Below are 19,140 nucleotides of genomic sequence, written 5' to 3'. Positions count from 1 at the left end.
CTTGGCCGAATCAATCAATCTGCCTCATGCCTCGATGCAACGCGTTCCTTCCCTGAAACTGCTGACCGGCTTCGAAGCCGCGGCCCGATTGGGTAATTTCTCGCGCGCGGCCGACGAGCTGCACCTGTCGCAATCGGCGATCAGCCATCAGATCCAGCAACTCGAAGCGCAACTCGGTCAGCCGCTGTTCCGCCGGCGCGGCCGCGGCGTCGAACTGACCATCGCCGGCGAGGTCCTGCAGCGCAGCGTGCAGCGCGCGATGGGCACGTTGCGCGGCGGCCTCGACCGCATCGCGACCTACCTGAACCCGGGGCTCGTCGTGCTCGTGTGTCCCGCGCCGTTGCTGCATGGCTGGCTGCAGCCGCGCCTCGAGCAGTTGCAGCACGCGCTGCCCGACCTGTGCCCGCTGCTGTCGACCGACGAAACCGCGCGTTACGTCGACGAGATCGACGTCGACATGACGATCGGCACGCGGCCGATGCTGCAGCCCGGCCTGCTCGATATCCCGTTCATGCGGGACGAATGGGTGACGGTGTGCGCGACGCCGCTGGCGGAACAACTCGAACGCGTGCCGCGCGACGCGCACCCGCAGCACGCGGGCGTCATCTGTCTCGAAGCCAGCCTGACCGACGAGCGTCTCGCGACGGTGTTTCGCGAGCAGCTGTCGGCATTCCGGATGCATGCGATCTACGACGACCAGCGGCTCGTGCTGGACGCCGTGCTGCGCGGCCGCGGCATCGCGTGCCTGCCGCGCCTCGTCGCGCAGGCAGGCATCGACCAGCGCACGCTGACCGTGCTCGCCGATTACCCGCGCCTGCCCGGCACCACGTGGTGGCTGTCGCGCATGGAAGGCCCGTCGCGCTCGCCGATCGTCGAGCGGATGTTCGAATGGCTGGTCGAGCAAGGCAGCCTGTCGAGCGCATCCGATCCGGCGCCCGACCACGCGACGCCTCCGCCCGCGTAATCGCATGCCGCAAAAAAAAACGTCCCGCCGGATGGCGGGACGTTCGTCATGATGCGAATGCGCTCGATGCGCACACTGCGCAGCCGATCACGGCTCGTGACGCAGATACCCTTCCTTGCTCGGATCGCGCATCCGCCACGACACGAGCAGCGAGATCGCGCACAGCACGGTCACGTACCAGTAGAAGGTTTCCTCGCTGCCGATCGACTTGAACCACAGCGCGACGTACTCGGCGGAACCGCCGAAGATCGCGTTCGCGACCGCATATGACAGGCCGACGCCCATCGCGCGCACTTCCGGCGGGAACATCTCGGCCTTGATCAGCCCGCTGATCGACGTGTAGAAGCTGACGATCGCGAGCGCGACGGTGATCAGCACGAATGCGGCCACCGGGCTCGTCACGTCCTTCAGCGCATGCATCAGCGGCACCGTGCCGATCACCGCGAACGAACCGAACAGGATCATCGACGTGCGGCGGCCGATCTTGTCGGACAGCGCGCCGAACACCGGCTGCATCAGCATGTAGACGAGCAGCGCGACGGTCATCACGTTGCTGGCCGTCTTCGCATGCATGCCGGCCGTGTTCACGAGGTACTTCTGCATGTACGTCGTGAACGTGTAGAAGATCAGCGAGCCGCCGGCCGTGAAGCCGACCACCGTGAAGAACGCGCCCTTGTGCTGCCACACGCCGCGAATCGTGCCCGCGTTTTTCTTGTCGCGCGATGCGGTCGTCGACGTCTCGTCGAGCGACTTGCGCAGGTACAGCGAGATCAGCGCGGCCGCCGCGCCGACCACGAACGGAATGCGCCAGCCCCACGCCTTCAGTTCGTCGGCCGACAGCGTCTGCTGCAGGATCACGAGCACGAGCAGCGCGCACAGCTGGCCGCCGATCAGCGTCACGTACTGGAACGACGCGAAGAAGCCGCGACGGCCCTTCAGCGCCACCTCGCTCATGTAGGTCGCGCTCGTGCCGTATTCGCCGCCCACCGACAGCCCCTGGAACAGCCGCGCGATCAGCAGCAGCGCCGGCGCGAGCGCGCCGATCTGCGCATAGGTCGGCAGCACCGCGATCACGAGCGAGCCGCCGCACATCATCAGCACCGAGATCATCATCGCGTTGCGGCGGCCGTGGCGGTCGGCGATGCGGCCGAACAGCCAGCCGCCGATCGGGCGCATCAGGAAGCCGGCCGCGAACACCCCGGCCGTGTTCAGCAGCTGCGTCGTCGTGTTGCCGCTCGGGAAGAACGCCGGCGCGAAGTACAGCGCGCAGAACGAGTAGATGTAGAAGTCGAACCACTCGACGAGGTTGCCCGACGAGGCGCCGACGATGGCGAACACGCGCCGCCGGGTGTCATGCGCGGACAGCGCAGCTTGGTCGGTCTGGACGTCCATGGATTGGTCAGTTCCTTTTAGTGCTTTCTGGGCGAGACGGCTGGGGGCCGCCGCGTGCGATCGTACGTGGCACCGGTTCCGGCGCACGGCGCTATGGAATTTTAGCGAAATGTAAAGTAACGGGCTCTCCGGGTTCGTCCGGATGTAGAAAATTTTTCTCCTGCCACGCGTTCGTCATATGAAAACGCCAGCCGCAAGGCTGGCGTCCGATGCAAACTTTCTGCTGGCGACGTTCAGATCCGCACCTCCGGCGGCACGTAGCGGCACTCGTAGCGCTTGCGCACGGTGCCGGCCTCGTCGACGCTTTCCAGGAACACGTCGAATTGCCAGAGCCGCGCCATGTGCTTGAGCACCTCGTCGCTGTCGTTCGACAGGTGGCGGTTGTCGGTCATGAAGTGGCGCAGCGTGAGACTGCGATCCCCGCGCGTATTCACCGCCCACACCTGGATGTTCGGCTCACGGTGATGGATGTCGTACTGCCGCGACAGCGCCTGCCTCACGTACTGGTAGCCCGAATCGTCGTGGATCGCCGACACCTCGAGCGAATCGCGCATGTCGTCGTCGAGCACCGAGAAGAGCCGCATGTCGCGGATCAGGCTCGGCGACAGGTACTGCGCGATGAAGCTCTCGTCCTTGAAGTTGCGCATTGCGTAGTGCATCGCCGGCAGCCACGGGGTGCCCGCGATCTCCGGAAACCACTTGTAGTCCTCTTCCGTCGGCGCTTCGCAGATCCGCCGGATGTCGCTCATCATCGAGAAGCCGAGCGCATACGGGTTGATCCCGCTGTAGTACGGCTTCGTGACGGGCGGCTGGTAGACCACGTTGCTGTGCGAGTGCAGGAATTCCATCATGAAGCTGTCTTCCAGCTTCCCCTGGTTGTACAGCGTGTTCAGCAGCGTGTAGTGCCAGAACGTCGCCCAGCCTTCGTTCATCACCTGCGTCTGCCGCTGCGGGTAGAAATACTGGCCGATCTTGCGCACGATGCGGATCACTTCCCGCTCCCACGGCTCGAGCAGCGGTGCATTCTTCTCCGCGAAATACAGCAGGTTCTCCTGCGGCTCGGGCGGATAGCGGTCTTCCTGCTCTTCCATCAGCTCGGGCTTCTTGCCCGGCAGCGTGCGCCACAGTTCATTCACCTGCGACTGCAGGTACGCCTCGCGCTCGCGCCGCAGCGCGGCTTCCTTCGACAGCGAAGGCTTCTGCGGCCGCTTGTACCGGTCGACGCCGTAGTTCATCAGCGCATGGCACGAATCGAGCAATTCCTCGACGCGATCGAGGCCGTAGCGCTCCTCGCATTCCGCGACGTAGTTCTTCGCGTACACGAGATAGTCGATGATCGCGTGCGCGTCGGTCCACAGCCGGAACAGGTAATTGCCCTTGAAGAACGAGTTGTGCCCGTACGCCGCGTGCGCGATGACGAGCGCCTGCATCGTCATCGTGTTCTCTTCCATCAGGTACGCGATGCACGGGTTCGAGTTGATGACGATTTCGTACGCGAGCCCCATCTGGCCGCGACGGTAACTCTTCTCGGTCGACAGGAAATGCTTGCCGAACGACCAGTGACGGTAGTTGACGGGCATCCCGACCGACGCATACGCGTCCATCATCTGCTCGGCGCTGATCAGTTCGAGCTGGATCGGGTAGATATCGAGCTCGTATTGTTCGGCAACCTGCGAGATGTGCGTGTCGTATTCCTCGAGCAGTTCGAACGTCCAGTCGGACGGGCACGGCAGCGGCTTGCGTTCGGCAACGTTCATACGCGCTTCCTTTCGCCCGGAGCCGGGCAAGTCGGCGGCCGGCGGCGGTGGTTCGGCCTGTCCGCGTTGCTGCGATGCGGCAGGGCCGGCCGTGTCGTCGCCGGAAGGGCGCGGCGCATAGCCGCGCGACTCGTTGTGCAGATGGCGGGTCGTCATGACATTTCCACCTGCTTTTCGAACAATTCGCGAAACACCGGGTAGATGTCGGCAGCCGATTCCACTTTTTTCATCGCGAGGTGCGGCTGAGACAAGGCCAGTTGCGCGTATTCCAGCCACAGGTTCTGCTCTTCCGGCGCGACCTGGATATACGCGAAGTAACGCGTCTTCGTGAGGATATCCTCTTCCAGGATTTTGCGACACTTGGGCGAATCGTCAGTCCAGTTGTCGCCGTCGGACGCCTGCGCGCCGTAGATGTTCCACTCGGTCGGCGAGTAGCGCTCGTTCATCACCTTGCGCATCAGCTCGAGCGCGCTCGACACCACCGTGCCGCCGCTCTCGGTCGAATGGAAGAAGGTGTCCTCGTCGACTTCCTCGGCTCGCGTGTGGTGACGGATGAACACGACCTCGATGCGCTCGTAGTTCCGCTTGAGGAACAGGTAAAGCAGGATGAAGAAGCGCTTCGACAGATCCTTGCGCTGCTCGTCCATCGAGCCCGACACGTCCATCAGGCAGAACATCACGGCCTGGCTCGACGGTTGCGGCTGCTTCACGCGGTTGATGTAGCGCAGGTCGAACGGATCGATGAACGGAATCCGCCAGATGCGCCCCTTCAGGTGATGGATCTCGGCCTCGAGCACCGCGATCTCCGCGCGCCGGTCTTCCGGATCGCTCTTCATCGCCTCGAGCTGCGCCTCGAGTTCGCGCAGCTCGTTGACGAGCGGCGAGCCGAGCGCGATGCGACGCCCGAGCGCGCTGCGCAGCGAACGCACGACGTCGATGTTGTTCGGCGTGCCTTCCGCCGACCAGCCCGCGCGCACGTTCTTCCAGCTCGGCACCGTCAGCAGGTGCGTCTTCACGAGGCGCGGCAGTTCGAGATCGTCGAAGAAGTACTGCATGAACTCGTCGCGCGACAACTCGAATACGAAGTCGTCCTGCCCTTCGCCCTCGTTGCTCGCCTGACTGCCTCCGCCGCCCGAGCCGCCCTGCGGACGCGGGATCTTGTCGCCGCGCACGTAGTCCTCGTTGCCGGGGTGCACGTATTCACGACGTCCGCCAGGGGCGTGCCGAAAATTCGGCTCCGCGATGTCCTTGCGCGGAATCGTGATGCTTTGCGTGCTCTGGATATCCTTGATGCTACGGTCGCGCACCGCGTCGGACACGGCACGACGAATGTAGTTCTTGACGCGACGCAGAAAGCGTTCGCGGTTGGCGATACTCTTGTTCTTGCCGGCCAGCCTGCGGTCGATGATTTGATGAAGCACTCCCGGTCTCCCGCTCGAAAGTCGATATGCCGGGACGCTCGCCGCACATGCCGTCTCCCGTCATGCGGGCGGCGTCTCTGAAAACACCCGTACGGCGACGCCGTACGGGCGCGGTACCGCGCGCGTCATGACGACTTGCGCACGCGCAGGTACCAGTCGCAAAGCAGCCTCACCTGCTTCGGCGTATAGCCCTTCGCGACCATCCGGTTCACAAAGTCCTCATGCTTGCGCTGCTCCTCCGCCGAACCTTTGGCGTTGAACGAAATCACCGGCAACAGTTCCTCGGTGTTCGAGAACATCTTCTTCTCGATCACGACGCGCAACTTCTCGTAGCTCGTCCACACGGGGTTCTTGCCGGCATTCGCCGCCCGCGCACGCAACACGAAGTTCACGATCTCGTTGCGGTAATCCTTCGGATTACTGATGCCGGCCGGCTTCTCGATCTTCTCCAGCTCCGCGTTCAGCGCGGCGCGGTCGAAGCTCTCGCCCGTGTCGTGATCGCGGAATTCCTGGTCCTGGATCCAGAAGTCCGCATACGTGACGTAGCGGTCGAAGATGTTCTGGCCGTACTCCGAATACGACTCGAGGTACGCCGTCTGGATCTCCTTGCCGATGAATTCCGCGTAGCGCGACGCGAGCACGTCCTTCACGAAGGACAGGTACTTCTGCTCGGTTTCCGGCGGGAACTGCTCGCGTTCGATCTGCTGTTCGAGCACGTACATCAGGTGCACGGGATTGGCCGCGACCTCGCTCGAATCGAAGTTGAACACGCGCGACAGGATCTTGAACGCGAAGCGTGTCGACACGCCCGTCATCCCTTCGTCCACGCCCGCGTAGTCGCGGTATTCCTGATACGACTTCGCCTTCGGATCGGTGTCCTTCAGGTTTTCGCCGTCATACACCTGCATCTTCGAGAACAGGCTCGAATTCTCCGGCTCGTGCAGGCGCGACAGCACCGAGAACTGCGACATCATCTTCAGCGTACCCGGCGCGCAGACGGCTTCGGCCAGCGACGAGTTGCGGATCAGCTTCTCGTAGATCTTGGTCTCTTCCGACACGCGCAGGCAGTACGGCACCTTCACGACGAAGATCCGGTCGAGCAGTGCCTCGTTGTTGCGGTTGTTGCGGAACGCCTTCCACTCCGACTCGTTCGAGTGCGCGAGGATGATCCCGTCGAACGGAATCGCGCCGAAGCCCTCGGTGCCCTTGAAGTTGCCTTCCTGCGTGGCGGTGAGCAGCGGGTGCAGCACCTTGATCGGCGCCTTGAACATTTCGACGAACTCGAGCAGCCCCTGGTTCGCCAGGCACAGGCCGCCCGAGTAGCTGTACGCGTCGGCGTCGTCCTGCGCGTACTGTTCGAGCTTGCGGATATCGACCTTGCCGACCAGCGACGAGATGTCCTGATTGTTCTCGTCACCCGGCTCCGTCTTCGCGATGCCGACCTGCCGCAGGATCGACGGATAGCGGCGCACCACGCGGAACTGGCGGATGTCGCCGTTGTATTCGTGCAGCCGCTTCACGGCCCACGGACTCAGGATGTTCTTCAGGTAGCGGCGCGGAATGCCGTACTGTTCCTCGAGGATCGGACCGTCTTCGTCGTAGTCGAACAGCCCGAGCGGCGATTCGTTGACGGGCGAACCCTTCAGCGAATAGAACGGCACGCGCTCCATCAGTTGCTTCAGACGCTCGGCGATCGACGACTTGCCGCCGCCCACCGGGCCAAGCAGATAGAGGATCTGCTTCTTCTCTTCGAGCCCTTGCGCAGCGTGGCGGAAATAGGCGACCACCTGCTCGATCACCTCCTCCATTCCGTAGAACTCACGGAATGCGGGATAGACCTTGATGACCTTGTTCGCAAAGATTCGCGACAGGCGCGGGTCGTTGCGGGTATCGATGTGTTCAGGTTCCCCGATTGCTTCCAGCATGCGTTCACCAGCCGTCGCGTACGCGGATGGATCGTTCTTGCAGAGCGCGAGATACTCCTCCAGCGAGAGCTCTTCCTCTCGCGTTTTTTCGAAGCGGTTCGCGAAGCTGCTGTAAATATCCATGCTACCTCCCTCGCCTGAGTCTGAAGACGTGCCTGCCTTCGTACGACTGCGCAGAAGCAAGCGCGTTCGAATTCATCCTAAACCCTTTCTTATTTTTTTTCACGAACTCTTCGTATGAAGTTCGTCATTCTCGACAACACCGCTTGGACAACACATTTCGTCGTTTTACAATCGACCTCCCGAGCCGCAGAAACTGCATCCGGCGCGTCTCGTCGAACAACGGAACGTCTTGTGTGTTGGACACCGCCGACGTCGTCGCTTCTCCCCTTCATCCCTATACGTTCGAGCGGTCGTTTTCGACGACACGTTGCGCGCGCCGTTACAAATTTTTTTCGCAGCGCCCTTACGGAAATACCCGTACGACGGATGCGGGAACATGACGCACCACCTGCGCACGCATCCTTCGATGCACGTTTCACCCGGCATGCGACGTGGCACGCTCGTCATTCATGCCGGTCGCCTGTCACATTTCTTCCGTCGCGGAAACGACGACGCCCGCATGTCGCGGGCGTCGTTCGTCACCAAATGGGGATAGATGCGCGGCGCGCGCGAATCAGAAGGTTTCCCAATCGTCCGCGTCGGCGGTAGCGGCCGCTTGCGCGGGTGCTGCAGAAGCCGCGACAGGCCGGCGTACCGGCGCCGCTGCGGCGACGCGTTTCGGGGGGGCGTCGCGCTCGTCGCGCGCAGCAGCCTGGACGGGCACCGCCACCGTTGCGGCGGCCGCACGCGGCGCGTGACGCACGGCAACCGGTGCCGCGACACCCGGGCGAGCCTCGTCTTCATTGAGCTGGAAGACCGCTGCCGTTTCACGCAGGCGCCCGGCCTGTTCGTCGAGCGATTGCGCGGCAGCCGCGGCTTCCTCGACGAGCGCCGCATTCTGCTGCGTGACCTCGTCCATCTGCGCGACCGCGCGCGCCACCTGGTCGATCCCGCCGCTCTGCTCCTCGGACGCCGCCGCGATCTCGCCCATGATGTCCGTCACGCGCTGCACCGCACTGATCACGTCGCTCATCGTGCGCCCTGCTTCGTCGACCAGCGTGGAACCCGAGCGAATGCGCTCCACCGATGCGTCGATCAGCACCTTGATCTCCTTGGCCGCGGTCGACGAACGCTGGGCCAGGCTGCGCACCTCGCCCGCGACGACCGCGAAACCGCGGCCCTCCTCGCCTGCCCGCGCGGCTTCGACTGCGGCATTCAGCGCAAGAATGTTGGTCTGGAACGCGATTCCTTCGATGATCGCGATGATGTCCGCGATCTTGGCCGAGCTGTCGTTGATCTCGCCCATCGTGCCGACCACCTGCCCGACCACCGTATTGCCCTTGTTTGCAATCTCCGACGCGTTCGCGGCCAGCGAACTCGCCTGGCGTGCATTGTCCGCGTTCTGCTTCACGGTGCCGGTCAGCTGCTCCATGCTCGACGCGGTTTCCTGCAGCGCCGCGGCCTGTTCCTCGGTGCGCGACGACAGGTCGATGTTACCGGCCGCGATCTGGCGCGCCGCGGTCGCGATCGACTCGCTGCCGCCGCGCACGGTGCGCACCGTGTCGACGAGCCCGCGCTGCATCTTGCCGAGGCCTTCGAGAAGCTGGCCCATCTCGTCACGGCGATCCACGACGATCGGCCGGCGCAGGTCGCCGGCGGCAATCGCGTCGAAATGCGCGAGCGCGTCGGAAATCGGACGGCCGATCGCGCGGCTCAGCGTCAGCCACGACACCACCGCGGCGGCAAGGCCGGCCGCCAGCGCGGCGATCGCCAGCACGCGCACCGTGTCGAACGCCGATTCCGCACGGTCGAAGCCGGCTTGCGCATCGGTGAACTGGAAGTTGCGCAGCGCCTCGCTCGCCACCGAGAGGTCGTTGTAGCTCGCCTGGAGCTGCTTCGCGCCTTCGCCGATCCGGTCGGCCTGATTCGCTCCGATCACGCTCGCGAACGCGTCACACGCGTGCTGCAACGCCTGCCGCTTCGCGGCGACGTCCTGTGCGAGCCGGTCTTCCTCCGGGCCGCGCGGCAACGCGAGGTATTTCTGCCACCACGTGTCGGACTGCGCGCGCATCGCGCGGCTTCGTTCCACGGCCGCCGCCGAGTCCGGCGTGCCGGCCAGCAGCGCCCCACGGTCGAGCGCAAGGCGTTCGCGCGCGGCGTAGATCTCGGCCACCGAAACGTCGACCGCGCTGGGCATCTGGTTCGTGAAAACGTCGCGCGTCGTGTCGTTCGCGCGCGTCATGCCGTACACGCCAAGCGCGCCGATCACCCCCAGGAGCACCGCCAGAAACGCCATCGTGAAACCGATGCGCGCACGAATCGTCAGGTTTTTGAACACCATCATCCTTCCTGTGTTGCGTCGTGATGGACGGGACGGGCCCGTCGCGTCGAAGCATTGCTTCACTTGGTGCATTTACGACCATGCACCGCACAACTTGATGGTGTTTCCGCTATTTTTTCGAATTATTCGTCTGTTTATTACAAACAGCTAAATGAATAATGCGTGTTTCAGCGTGTTTTGGGAGTCAATGGATGGGCGGCGCTCCGCTGCCGGCGCGCGTCGCAGGTGGGCGGCCGGCCGTCGTTTGCGACGTACCGGCCGAGATGCTTGATCGGGCCCTATTCGGCCAGTTCGGCCAGCGTGGGAATCGACGGCTGCGCGCCCGCTCGGGTGACCGACAGTGCCGCGGCGCGTTGCGCGAAGCGGATGGCCGTATCGACGTCCGCGCCGGCCGCGAGCCGTGCGGAAAAGCCGCCGATGAAGGTATCGCCGGCCGCCGTCGTGTCGACGGCCTGCACGGCAGGCGCCGGATAATGCCGCGCCGCGCCATCGGCCGTCAGCGCCAGCACGCCGCGCGCGCCGAGCGTCACCAGCACGTTGCGCGCGCCGCCTGCCTGCAGCACGCGCGCGGCGGCTTCCGCCTCCGCCGGGTCGCGCACCGGCAGTGCGGTCAGCGCGGCGGCCTCGACCTCGTTCGGGATCAGGTAATCGACGAGCGGCAGCCAGCCGTCCGGCAGCGGTGCGACAGCCGGAGCCGGATTGAGCACCACGGTGCGGCCGAGCCGCCGCCCGGCCGACAGCGCCGCGAACACCGCGTCCGGCGGCGTCTCGAGCTGGCAGATCAGCACGTCGGCCGACGCCAGTGCGGCCTCGTGCCGGGCGACCGTCTCGGTCGTGACCTCGCCGTTGCCGCCCGCGACGATCACGATCGCGTTCTGGCTCGCATCGTCGACGACGATCAGCGCGACGCCGGTCGACGCCGACGCGCTCGTCGCGAGCCCCGCACAGTCGATCCCCTCGGCTTCGAGCCCCGTGCGCAGGGCCGTGCCGTGCGCATCCGCGCCGACGCAGCCGATCATCGCGACCTGCGCGCCGAGCCGGGCGGCCGCGACGGCCTGGTTGCCGCCCTTGCCGCCCGCCGCCTGCGCGAACGCATGACCGGCGAGCGTTTCGCCCGGCAGCGGCAGGCGCGGCGCGCGCACGACGAGATCCATGTTGAGGCTGCCGACCACCGTCACGCGGCCGGTGCCTGCCGCGGGCGCCGTCATGCGCGACCGCCGGAGGCCGGCGGCTCGCGATAGACCGCCGTCGATTCGCGCAGCACGAGGCGCGGCGACACGACGCGGCGGCGGCTCGGCACGGCGGTCGAGCCGCCGCCGATGCGCTCGATCAGCGTCTGCGCGGCCATTTCGCCGAGCGCGCGCACCGACTGGCCGACCGTCGACAGGGCCGGATACGTGTAGCGGGAGAATTCGATGTCGTCGAACCCGATGATCGAACAGTCGTCGGGCACGCGCATGCCGCGCTCGGCCGCCGCGCGCAGCGCGCCGACGCCCATCAGGTCGTTGCCCGCGAAGATCGCGCTCGGCCGCACCGATTCGAACAGCCGCGACGCCGCGTGATAACCGCCGAGGCACGAGAAGTCGCTTTCCGCGATCGCGCCCGGCACGATGTCGACCCCGCGCTCGGCCATCGCGCGGATGAAGCCATGCACGCGCATGGCGCTGACCGCCGTGTCGGTCGGCCCCGTGATGCAGCCGATCTTCGCGTGCCCGAGCTCGAGCAGGTGACGCGTCGCCAGGTACGCACCGCGCTCGTGGTCGATCTGCACGAGGTCGGCCGCGAGCCCCTCGATGTTGCGGTCGACGACGACGAGCGGCGCGTGGATATCCGCGAGCGTCTGAGCGAGCACCGCATCCTCGCCGGCCGATGCGACGATCAGCCCGTCGATGCGCTTTTCCTGCAGCACGCGCAGGTAGTTGCGCTGCTTGACGGGATCGTCGTCCGAGTTGCAGAAGAACACGCAATAGCCATTGGCCGCACACTGGTCCTCGATCCCGCGCGCAAGCTCGGCGAAGTACGGATTCGTGCTGTTCGGCACGACAAGGCCGATGGTCGCCGTCGCACGCGCCTTCAACGAGCGCGCCACGGCCGACGGCACGTAATTCAGCTCGCGGATTGCGCCCTCGACCTTCGCACGCACATCCGCGGACACCGGCCGCGAATTGTTCACCACGTGCGAGACGGTCGTAAACGACACGCCCGCCATGGCCGCCACATCCTTGATCGTCGCCATTTCCCGTTTCTCTCTGGTCTGTTCTGTCTGTCTTTCTACCGCACGCGGGTGCGCCGGCTGCGATACGTATCGAGCACGACCGCCACCACGATCACCGCGCCGGTGATGATCCGTTTCGTCGGCTCGTTCGCACCGATCTGCGCCAGCCCCGCGGCCAGCACGGAGATGATCAACACGCCGAAGAACGTGCTGATCACCGAGCCGCGCCCGCCCATCAGGCTCGTGCCGCCGATCACGACGGCGGCAATCACCTGCAGTTCGAGACCGACGCCCGCATTCGGGTCGGCCGCCTCGAGCCGCGAAATCTGGAACAACGACGCCAGCCCTGCGAGGGCGCCCATCAATGCGAATACGAGAATTTTATACGGCCTCGGGTTAACCCCTGCAAGTCGGACCGCTTCTTCGTTCGTGCCGATCCCGACGAGATAGCGTCCGAACACGGTGCGCGTCAGCACGAACTGGGCCGCGATCATCACCGCGACCGCGATCAGGAACGCCGGCGAGATGCCGAGCGTGATCGGGTTCGACAGGAAATCAAACGCGTCGCCGATGTAGGCCGTGCGCGAATTCGTCAGCTGGTATGCGAGGCCGCGCGCGGCCTCCAGCACGCCGAGCGACACGATGAACGACGGGATCCGCCAGCCGACGGTAACCGCGCCGGTCAGCGCACCCGTCGCGGTCGCGACCGCGATGCCGATCAGCGCGGCCGGCAGCGGCCCCCACTGCCATTTCAGCGCGGCAACGCTGACCATCGACGCGGCGAGCGCGAGCACCGAGCCGACCGACAGGTCGATCCCGGCGATGATCAGCACGAAGGTCATCCCGACCGACATCACGACGAGATCGGGAATCTGGTTCGCGATCGTGCTGAACGTATCGTAGGTCAGGAAATGCGAGCTCAGCACCGAAAACAGCGCAATCATCGCGGCGAGCGCACCGGCGAGCCCGAGGTAGTTCGACAGGCCGAGCCGCGTGCCGGACAGCGTGCGCGCACGGCGCCCCGTCACGTCCTGCTGCGCGCCTGCGTCGGTCGGGGTTACGGGAGGCTGGGTCATTGCGGTCGTCCTGTATTCGAAGTGCCGGGAGCAGCGCCTTGCGCCTGCCCCGCGTCCGGATGCTGCGCGCCGCCCGGCGGCGTCTCGCGGCCGAAGCCGGCGAACGCCGCGGCCAGCAGCGCATCCTGGGTCCAGTTGCCGCGCTCGAACACGGCGGTCATGCGCCCGGCCGACATCACGCCGATCCGGTCGCAGATCAGCATCAGCTCGCGCAGGTCGCTCGACACGACGACGAGCGCGCGGCCTTCGCGCGCGAGCGCGCCCATCAAAGTGTAGATCTCGAACTTTGCGCCGACGTCGATCCCGCGCGTCGGCTCGTCGAACAGCAGCACGCCCATGTCGCGTGCGAGCCAGCGGCCGATCACGACCTTCTGCTGGTTGCCGCCCGACAGCTCGCCGACCGCCTGCGTCGCGCCGTGCGCGCGGATCCGCAGCGCGTCGATCTGCTGCTCGGCGAGCGCCGTTTCGCGCGCGCCGTCGACGATCCCGCCGCGCGCGAGCCGGTCGAGCTGGCCGAGCGACACGTTCGCGGTGATCGACTGCGTCAGCAGCAGCCCTTCGCCCTTGCGATCCTCGGTGATCAGCGCGATGCCCTGCTTCACCGCCTCGACGGGCGAACCGATCCGCACCGGCTTCGGCGGCTGGCCGATCGCGATCGTCCCCGCGTCCGGCGCATCCGCGCCGTAGATCAGCCGCAACAGCTCGGTACGTCCCGCACCGATCAACCCAGAAATGCCGAAGATCTCGCCCGCGCGCACCTCGAGCGACACGTCGCGCACCGCCGTCCCGCGGCTGAGGCCCGACACGACGAGCCGCGGCGCGCCGATATGACGCTCGCCAAGATCGATGTGCTCGCCGATCTCGCGCCCGACCATCAGCGTGACCAGCCCGTCGGACGTCGTCGCCGCCATGTCGCCCGCATGGACGAGCCGGCCGTCGCGCAGCACTGCGACGCGCTCGGCGACCCGCGCGAGTTCCTCGAGCCGGTGCGAGATGTAGACGATCGCGACGCCGCGCGCCTTCAGCCGGTCGATCTGCTCGAACAGCAACTCGACTTCACGCGCGGTCAGCATCGCGGTCGGTTCGTCGAGAATCAGCACACGGCAGTCGCCGATCAGGTTGCGTGCGATCTCGACCATCTGCTGGTGGCCGATGCCGAGCGCGCCGACCGGCGTATCGGGATCGACCGCGTCGAGCCCGACCTGCGCCATCGCGGCCCGCGCATCGTCGCGCAGCCGCGCGCGATCGATGATCCCGAAGCGCCGCGGCAGGCGGTTCAGGAACAGGTTTTCGGCGACCGTCAGTGTCGGCAGCAGGTTCAGCTCCTGCATCACCATGCGCACGCCGAGTGCCTCGGCCTGCGTCCGGCTCGCCGGCGCATACGGCATGCCGCCGAGCTGCATCGTGCCGGCGGTCGGCTCGACGAGCCCGCCGATGATCTTCGACAGCGTGCTCTTGCCGGCGCCGTTCTCGCCCGTCAACGCGAGCGCGTGGCCCGCCTCGAGCGTCAGCGTGACGTCGGCGAGCACGGGTTCGGCATAGGTCTTGCCGACGCCGGAGACGGACAGCACGGGAGCGGCTGCGCGGGAGGGTTGGAAAGTCGGGTCCATCGCGATCCTGGTTGCGGCCGCGCGCACGCGGCGCGCGGGTGTGACGCTCACAAGTGCATGTGCATGCAGTGGCCGTGATCGCGCTCACCCCGGATAACGGCCGCCGCGCCCGATTCTTGAGGGCGGCGGCCGCATCGGGGCCGCGTCACTTCGTCACGAGATCCACCGGCGTCTCGACCACGCCCGACATGTCGGCCTGCTTGCGATGCTCCGCAATCGCCTTGAGCGCCGTGTCGATACCGAACACGGCCTGCTTCGCCGCGTACTGATCGGCGGTCGCGAGCACGCGGCCGTCCTTCAGCATCGGCTTGATCGCGTTGATGTTGTCGTAGCCGACCACGAGCACCTTGCCCTGCTTGCCGGCCGCGCGCACGGCCGACACGGCGCCGATCGCCATGTTGTCGTTGCCGCACAGCAGCGCCTTCAGGTTCGGGTATTCGTTGAGCATCGCGGCGGCGACCGCATTGCCCTTGTCGATCTCCCATTCGCCGGACTGCACCGACACGACCTTCATCCCGCCCGCCTTCATCGCGTCCTGGAAGCCGGCCGTGCGCTGCTGCGCATTGGTCGTCGTCGACACGCCTTCGACGATGCCGACCTGGTCGCCCGCCTTCAGCCGCTTCGCGAGGTAATCGCCGATCTTGCGCGCGCCCTTGCGGTTGTCCGGGCCGACGAACGGCACGTTCAGGTTCTTCGATTTCAGCACGTCGGGATCGAGCCGGTTGTCGATGTTCACGACGACGATGCCGGCGTCGACCGCCTTCTTCACGACCGGCACGAGCGCCTTCGAATCGGCCGGCGCGAGCACGATCGCGTCGACCTTCGACACGATCATCTGCTCGACGATGCGGATCTGGTTCGCGGTGTCGGTTTCGTCCTTGATGCCGTTGGTGATCAGGTCGAACTGGCCCGCGTTGTGTTTCTGGTATTCCTTCGCGCCCGTTTCCATCGTCAGGAAGAACTCGTTGGCGAGCGACTTCATCACGAGCGCAACCTTCGGCTTGGCTGCCGATTGCGCGTGGACGGCCGGTGCGGCGGCGACCGCGACGGCGGCGAGCGCGGCGGTCAGGAAGCGACGGCGAAAGAGGACATTCATACTCATCTCCTGGCGACCGGCCCCTAAGGGCCGGACTATTGTTTGACTGTTGTTTTAATGTGAGCAAACGTTTGCGCCACACTACCCGGGCAATGGCCATCGATGCTGCTGTCGGTACCACGGAATGGAAGCGAGGCAGACGGCCGACTGCCTGGCGCGTGCTGTCGTTTACGCGCCGCCGCCGGCGGGACGCCGGCGGAGTGAAGGCTATGCTGTACCGATTCGCGTCGGTGTGCAACCTGTCTGATCAATATTTAAGGGTTTATTCGGAGCGCGAGTCACGCCGGGCCCCGCGGCGCCGGTTCGTCTTCACCGGCCGACGGCGGCTCGCCGAAGCGGTTCGCATGCGGCGTGCCGGCGATGAAGCCGTTCATCACGAACAACGCGAGCGCGCCGACGATCGGCACGAACAGCAGCAGCATCCACCATCCCGACTTGTCGATGTCGTGCAGCCGCTTCACGCCGACCGCAATCGACGACCACACCGCGACGACCGCGATGACGACGGCCACCAGCAACGCCAGCGGCGGCAGATCGTCTTCCGGCGCACCGCGGGAACCCGCATCGAAAATCGCGCTGAGCACCGTGGAAACCAGCGCGTAGATCCACCACGGCAGGCGCCCGATCCGGCCTTCGAACGAAAAGAGAAGCCATTTCAGATTCATTGTTTACCTCTTCGTCACGCGTGTTGCGTGCTGCGCGGTAGGTCTCCGAGCGTGCCGGGACCGGCGATCCATGTGCGTTGTTTCTTGAAGGCGGACGGGCTGCCGGCTTTGCCTTTCGCACTTCGTTCCGGTGTTGCGCGTTGCATCGCTGGTGCGATCCGGCCGGCAGGATGGCGACCAACGGACGGCCCGAGCGCACGTCACCCGGCATTCACGCGCATTGAATCACATTTGCCGGCCAATGGATCGCCCGATATGGCCGAACCCGAAACGAGGCGTACACGCGCACCCTCTTGTTCTTGTCGTTGGGTCGGCAAGCGAATGCATGTCGTTCGCCGCGCGCAGCGAAGAATCGGACGGAAACCGCGATGGCGGCCGATGATACGGTGAGTCGAATCACCCAGGCAGCGGCAAATCGCCTGCCGCTGCCCAATACATGACGACCCGCGCCGGTATGTCGCGCCATCCGCGGTGAGCGCGTGGATGACGCGCGACGCGCTGCCGTCAAACGGCTTCGCGCAACAGCCCCGCGATTTCCGCTTCGTTCAGATGCGGCGCGAACATCTCGATCAGCCGGTACGCATACGCGCGCAGGAACGCGCCCTTGCGCAGCCCGACCCGCGTCGTGCTCGCTTCGAACAGGTGCTGCGTATCGAGCGCGACGAGCCCCGTGTCGCGCTGCGGATCGTAGGCCATCGCCGCGACCACGCCGATCCCCATGCCGAGCTCGACATAGGTCTTGATCACGTCCGCGTCGATCGCGGTCAGCACGACGTCGGGCACGGCGCCCGCCTGCGTGAACGCCTGGTCGATGTGCGAGCGGCCCGTGAAGTCCTGGTCGTACGTGATGATCGGGTACTCGGCGATTTCCTCGAGCGTCAGGTTCTCGCGGCCGACGAGCGGATGGCCCTTCGGCACGACGACCGTGTGGTGCCACGAATAGCACGGGAACGTGACGATGTCCGGATAGCGGTCGAGCGCTTCGGTCGAAATGCCGAGATCGGCCTCGCCGTTCAAAATCATCTGCGCGATCTGCTGCGGGCTGCCCTGGCGCAGCGCGAGATGCACCTTCGGGAACACGTCGGTGAACTGGCGGATCACCTTCGGCAGCGCGTAGCGCGCCTGCGTGTGCGTCGTCGCGACGACGAGGTGGCCGCTGTCCTGGTCGGCGAACTGGCGCGCGACGCGGCGCAGGTTCTCGGCGTCGAGCAGCATCCGCTCGATCAGCTGGTGCACGGCCTTGCCGGGCTCCGTGAGCCCCGTCAGCCGCTTGCCGCGCCGGATGAAGATGTCGACGCCCAGCTCATCCTCGAGATCCTTGATCTGCTTCGACACGCCCGACTGCGACGTGTACAGCACGTTCGCGACTTCCGTCAGGTTCATGTTCTGGCGCACCGCTTCGCGCACGAACCGCAATTGCTGAAAATTCATGGGTATGCCTCTTAGGCTGTCGTTGTTTGATTGTCGATTCCGAGCGTATCCCGCCCCCTGCCCTGCATTTTCTCGTCAACGCGCGGGAAACACACGCACCGCGCGCGGCACCGCCGTCGCACCGTCGCCGACCTGCAGCGACAGCGCCCGCCATGCATCGCGATCGAGTTCCGCCTCGAGCGCGCCACCCGCACGCGCCTCGAGCTCCACGCGCACCGAGCCGCCCAGCGGGATCACGCGGCGCACGTCCACCGCGATGCCGTCGCGGTGCCCGGCTTCGCCAACCGGCCACAGCTGCAGGTCGTGCGGGCGCACATAGGCGTTCGCGGGGCCCGCGAAATCGGCGTCGACCTCGATCGGCGCGGCCGCCCCCTCGGCGACGAAGCCACGCCCGGCGACCGTGCCCGGCAACCGGTTGGCCGCGCCGAGGAATTCGTAGACGAATGCGCTCTGCGGATGATCGTAGACGTCCTGCGGGCTGCCGACCTGCTCGACGTGGCCGCGGTTCAGCACGACGATGCGGTCCGCGACTTCCAGCGCCTCCTCCTGGTCGTGCGTGACGAAGATCGTCGAGATGTGCAGGTCGTCGTGCAGACGACGCAGCCAGCCGCGCAGCTCCTTGCGGACCTTCGCGTCGAGCGCGCCGAACGGCTCGTCGAGCAGCAGCACCTTCGGCTCGACCGCGAGCGCCCGGGCGAGCGCGATACGCTGGCGCTGGCCGCCCGACAGCTCGGACGGATAGCGCTGCGCGAGCCAGTCGAGCTGCACGAGCTTGAGCAGTTCGTGCACCTTCTCGCGGATCGCGGCTTCCGACGGCCGCTCGCGGCGCGGCTTCACGCGCAGCCCGAATGCGACGTTCTCGAACACGGTCATGTGGCGGAACAGCGCGTAGTGCTGGAACACGAAACCTACCTGGCGGTCGCGTGCACCGACCGATGCCACGTCGAGCCCCTGCAGCACGACCTGGCCGGCATCCGCGTGCTCGAGGCCCGCGATCACGCGCAGCAGCGTGGTCTTGCCGCAGCCGGACGGCCCGAGCAGCGCGACCAGCTCGCCCGGCGGGAAGTCGAGCGATACGTTGTCGAGCGCCGTGAAATCGCCGAAGCGCTTCTGAAGGTTACGGACGGTGATACCCATTCTGGTTG

At 65.9% G+C, this 19,140-nt stretch carries 15 protein-coding genes; 2 read left to right on the top strand and 13 right to left on the bottom strand.

The window, feature by feature from the left end; all coding sequences use genetic code 11:
- The first annotated feature begins 34 nt into the window (after positions 1 to 34).
- Positions 35 to 964, top strand: coding sequence for a LysR family transcriptional regulator (locus tag CFB40_RS08725; protein WP_089431035.1), 930 nt, complete (start codon positions 35 to 37; stop codon positions 962 to 964).
- Between the two features lie 87 nt (positions 965 to 1,051).
- On the opposite strand, the gene CFB40_RS08720 is transcribed toward CFB40_RS08725, so the two are convergent.
- From CFB40_RS08720 to CFB40_RS08705, 4 genes are all read right to left on the bottom strand, one after another.
- Positions 1,052 to 2,356: an MFS family transporter gene (locus CFB40_RS08720; RefSeq protein WP_089425357.1), complete on the bottom strand. Its 1,305-nt coding sequence runs from the start codon at positions 2,354 to 2,356 to the stop codon at positions 1,052 to 1,054.
- Between the two features lie 233 nt (positions 2,357 to 2,589).
- Positions 2,590 to 4,269, bottom strand: a complete 1,680-nt coding sequence (locus tag CFB40_RS08715; RefSeq protein ID WP_089425356.1) for a SpoVR family protein — start codon at positions 4,267 to 4,269, stop codon at positions 2,590 to 2,592.
- A complete protein-coding gene (locus CFB40_RS08710; RefSeq protein ID WP_039358726.1) occupies positions 4,266 to 5,534 on the bottom strand; it encodes a YeaH/YhbH family protein in 1,269 nt (422 codons plus the stop codon). Before CFB40_RS08710 ends, CFB40_RS08715 begins: the two co-directional genes overlap by 4 nt.
- A gap of 125 nt (positions 5,535 to 5,659) precedes the next feature.
- The gene (locus CFB40_RS08705; protein ID WP_011351905.1) at positions 5,660 to 7,582 is read right to left on the bottom strand and encodes a PrkA family serine protein kinase; all 1,923 of its coding nucleotides are present in this window, start codon (positions 7,580 to 7,582) and stop codon (positions 5,660 to 5,662) included.
- Between the two features lie 376 nt (positions 7,583 to 7,958).
- Between CFB40_RS08705 and CFB40_RS38595 the strand changes: the two genes are divergently transcribed.
- On the top strand, positions 7,959 to 8,117 hold the full coding sequence (locus tag CFB40_RS38595; protein ID WP_174974573.1) for a hypothetical protein: 159 nt from the start codon (positions 7,959 to 7,961) through the stop codon (positions 8,115 to 8,117).
- Positions 8,118 to 8,135: 18 nt separating this feature from the next.
- Here the strand turns inward: CFB40_RS38595 and CFB40_RS08695 are convergent, their stop codons facing one another.
- The 9 genes from CFB40_RS08695 to CFB40_RS08655 all read right to left on the bottom strand — a co-directional run bounded on the left by CFB40_RS08695 (position 8,136) and on the right by CFB40_RS08655 (position 19,132).
- The gene (locus tag CFB40_RS08695; protein ID WP_089431412.1) at positions 8,136 to 9,902 is read right to left on the bottom strand and encodes a methyl-accepting chemotaxis protein; all 1,767 of its coding nucleotides are present in this window, start codon (positions 9,900 to 9,902) and stop codon (positions 8,136 to 8,138) included.
- Positions 9,903 to 10,180: 278 nt separating this feature from the next.
- Complete coding sequence (gene rbsK / locus CFB40_RS08690) at positions 10,181 to 11,110, bottom strand: ribokinase (protein ID WP_089425355.1); 930 nt, start codon at positions 11,108 to 11,110, stop codon at positions 10,181 to 10,183.
- Positions 11,107 to 12,138 (bottom strand): LacI family DNA-binding transcriptional regulator, encoded by a 1,032-nt coding sequence (locus CFB40_RS08685; protein ID WP_039358736.1) that lies wholly within the window; start codon positions 12,136 to 12,138, stop codon positions 11,107 to 11,109. The genes rbsK and CFB40_RS08685 overlap by 4 nt, the downstream gene beginning before the upstream one ends.
- A 35-nt stretch (positions 12,139 to 12,173) precedes the next feature.
- A complete protein-coding gene (locus CFB40_RS08680; RefSeq protein WP_089425354.1) occupies positions 12,174 to 13,193 on the bottom strand; it encodes an ABC transporter permease in 1,020 nt (339 codons plus the stop codon).
- The gene (locus CFB40_RS08675) at positions 13,190 to 14,803 is read right to left on the bottom strand and encodes a sugar ABC transporter ATP-binding protein (protein ID WP_089431034.1); all 1,614 of its coding nucleotides are present in this window, start codon (positions 14,801 to 14,803) and stop codon (positions 13,190 to 13,192) included. The genes CFB40_RS08680 and CFB40_RS08675 overlap by 4 nt, the downstream gene beginning before the upstream one ends.
- Before the next feature lie 145 nt (positions 14,804 to 14,948).
- Positions 14,949 to 15,899: a sugar ABC transporter substrate-binding protein gene (locus tag CFB40_RS08670; protein WP_089425352.1), complete on the bottom strand. Its 951-nt coding sequence runs from the start codon at positions 15,897 to 15,899 to the stop codon at positions 14,949 to 14,951.
- Positions 15,900 to 16,177: 278 nt separating this feature from the next.
- Positions 16,178 to 16,564, bottom strand: a complete 387-nt coding sequence (locus CFB40_RS08665) for a DUF805 domain-containing protein (RefSeq protein WP_089431033.1) — start codon at positions 16,562 to 16,564, stop codon at positions 16,178 to 16,180.
- A 504-nt stretch (positions 16,565 to 17,068) separates the two neighbouring features.
- Positions 17,069 to 17,995, bottom strand: coding sequence for a CysB family HTH-type transcriptional regulator (locus CFB40_RS08660; protein WP_006484201.1), 927 nt, complete (start codon positions 17,993 to 17,995; stop codon positions 17,069 to 17,071).
- 75 nt (positions 17,996 to 18,070) lie between these two features.
- The gene (locus CFB40_RS08655) at positions 18,071 to 19,132 is read right to left on the bottom strand and encodes a sulfate/molybdate ABC transporter ATP-binding protein (protein WP_089431032.1); all 1,062 of its coding nucleotides are present in this window, start codon (positions 19,130 to 19,132) and stop codon (positions 18,071 to 18,073) included.
- Positions 19,133 to 19,140 lie beyond the last annotated feature (8 nt).

This window comes from Burkholderia sp. AU31652 (genome assembly GCF_002223155.1).
Taxonomy (GTDB): Bacteria; Pseudomonadota; Gammaproteobacteria; order Burkholderiales; family Burkholderiaceae; genus Burkholderia.
The sequence above is the reverse complement of the archived record's forward strand: the minus strand, read 5'-3'. Positions and strand labels throughout refer to the sequence as shown.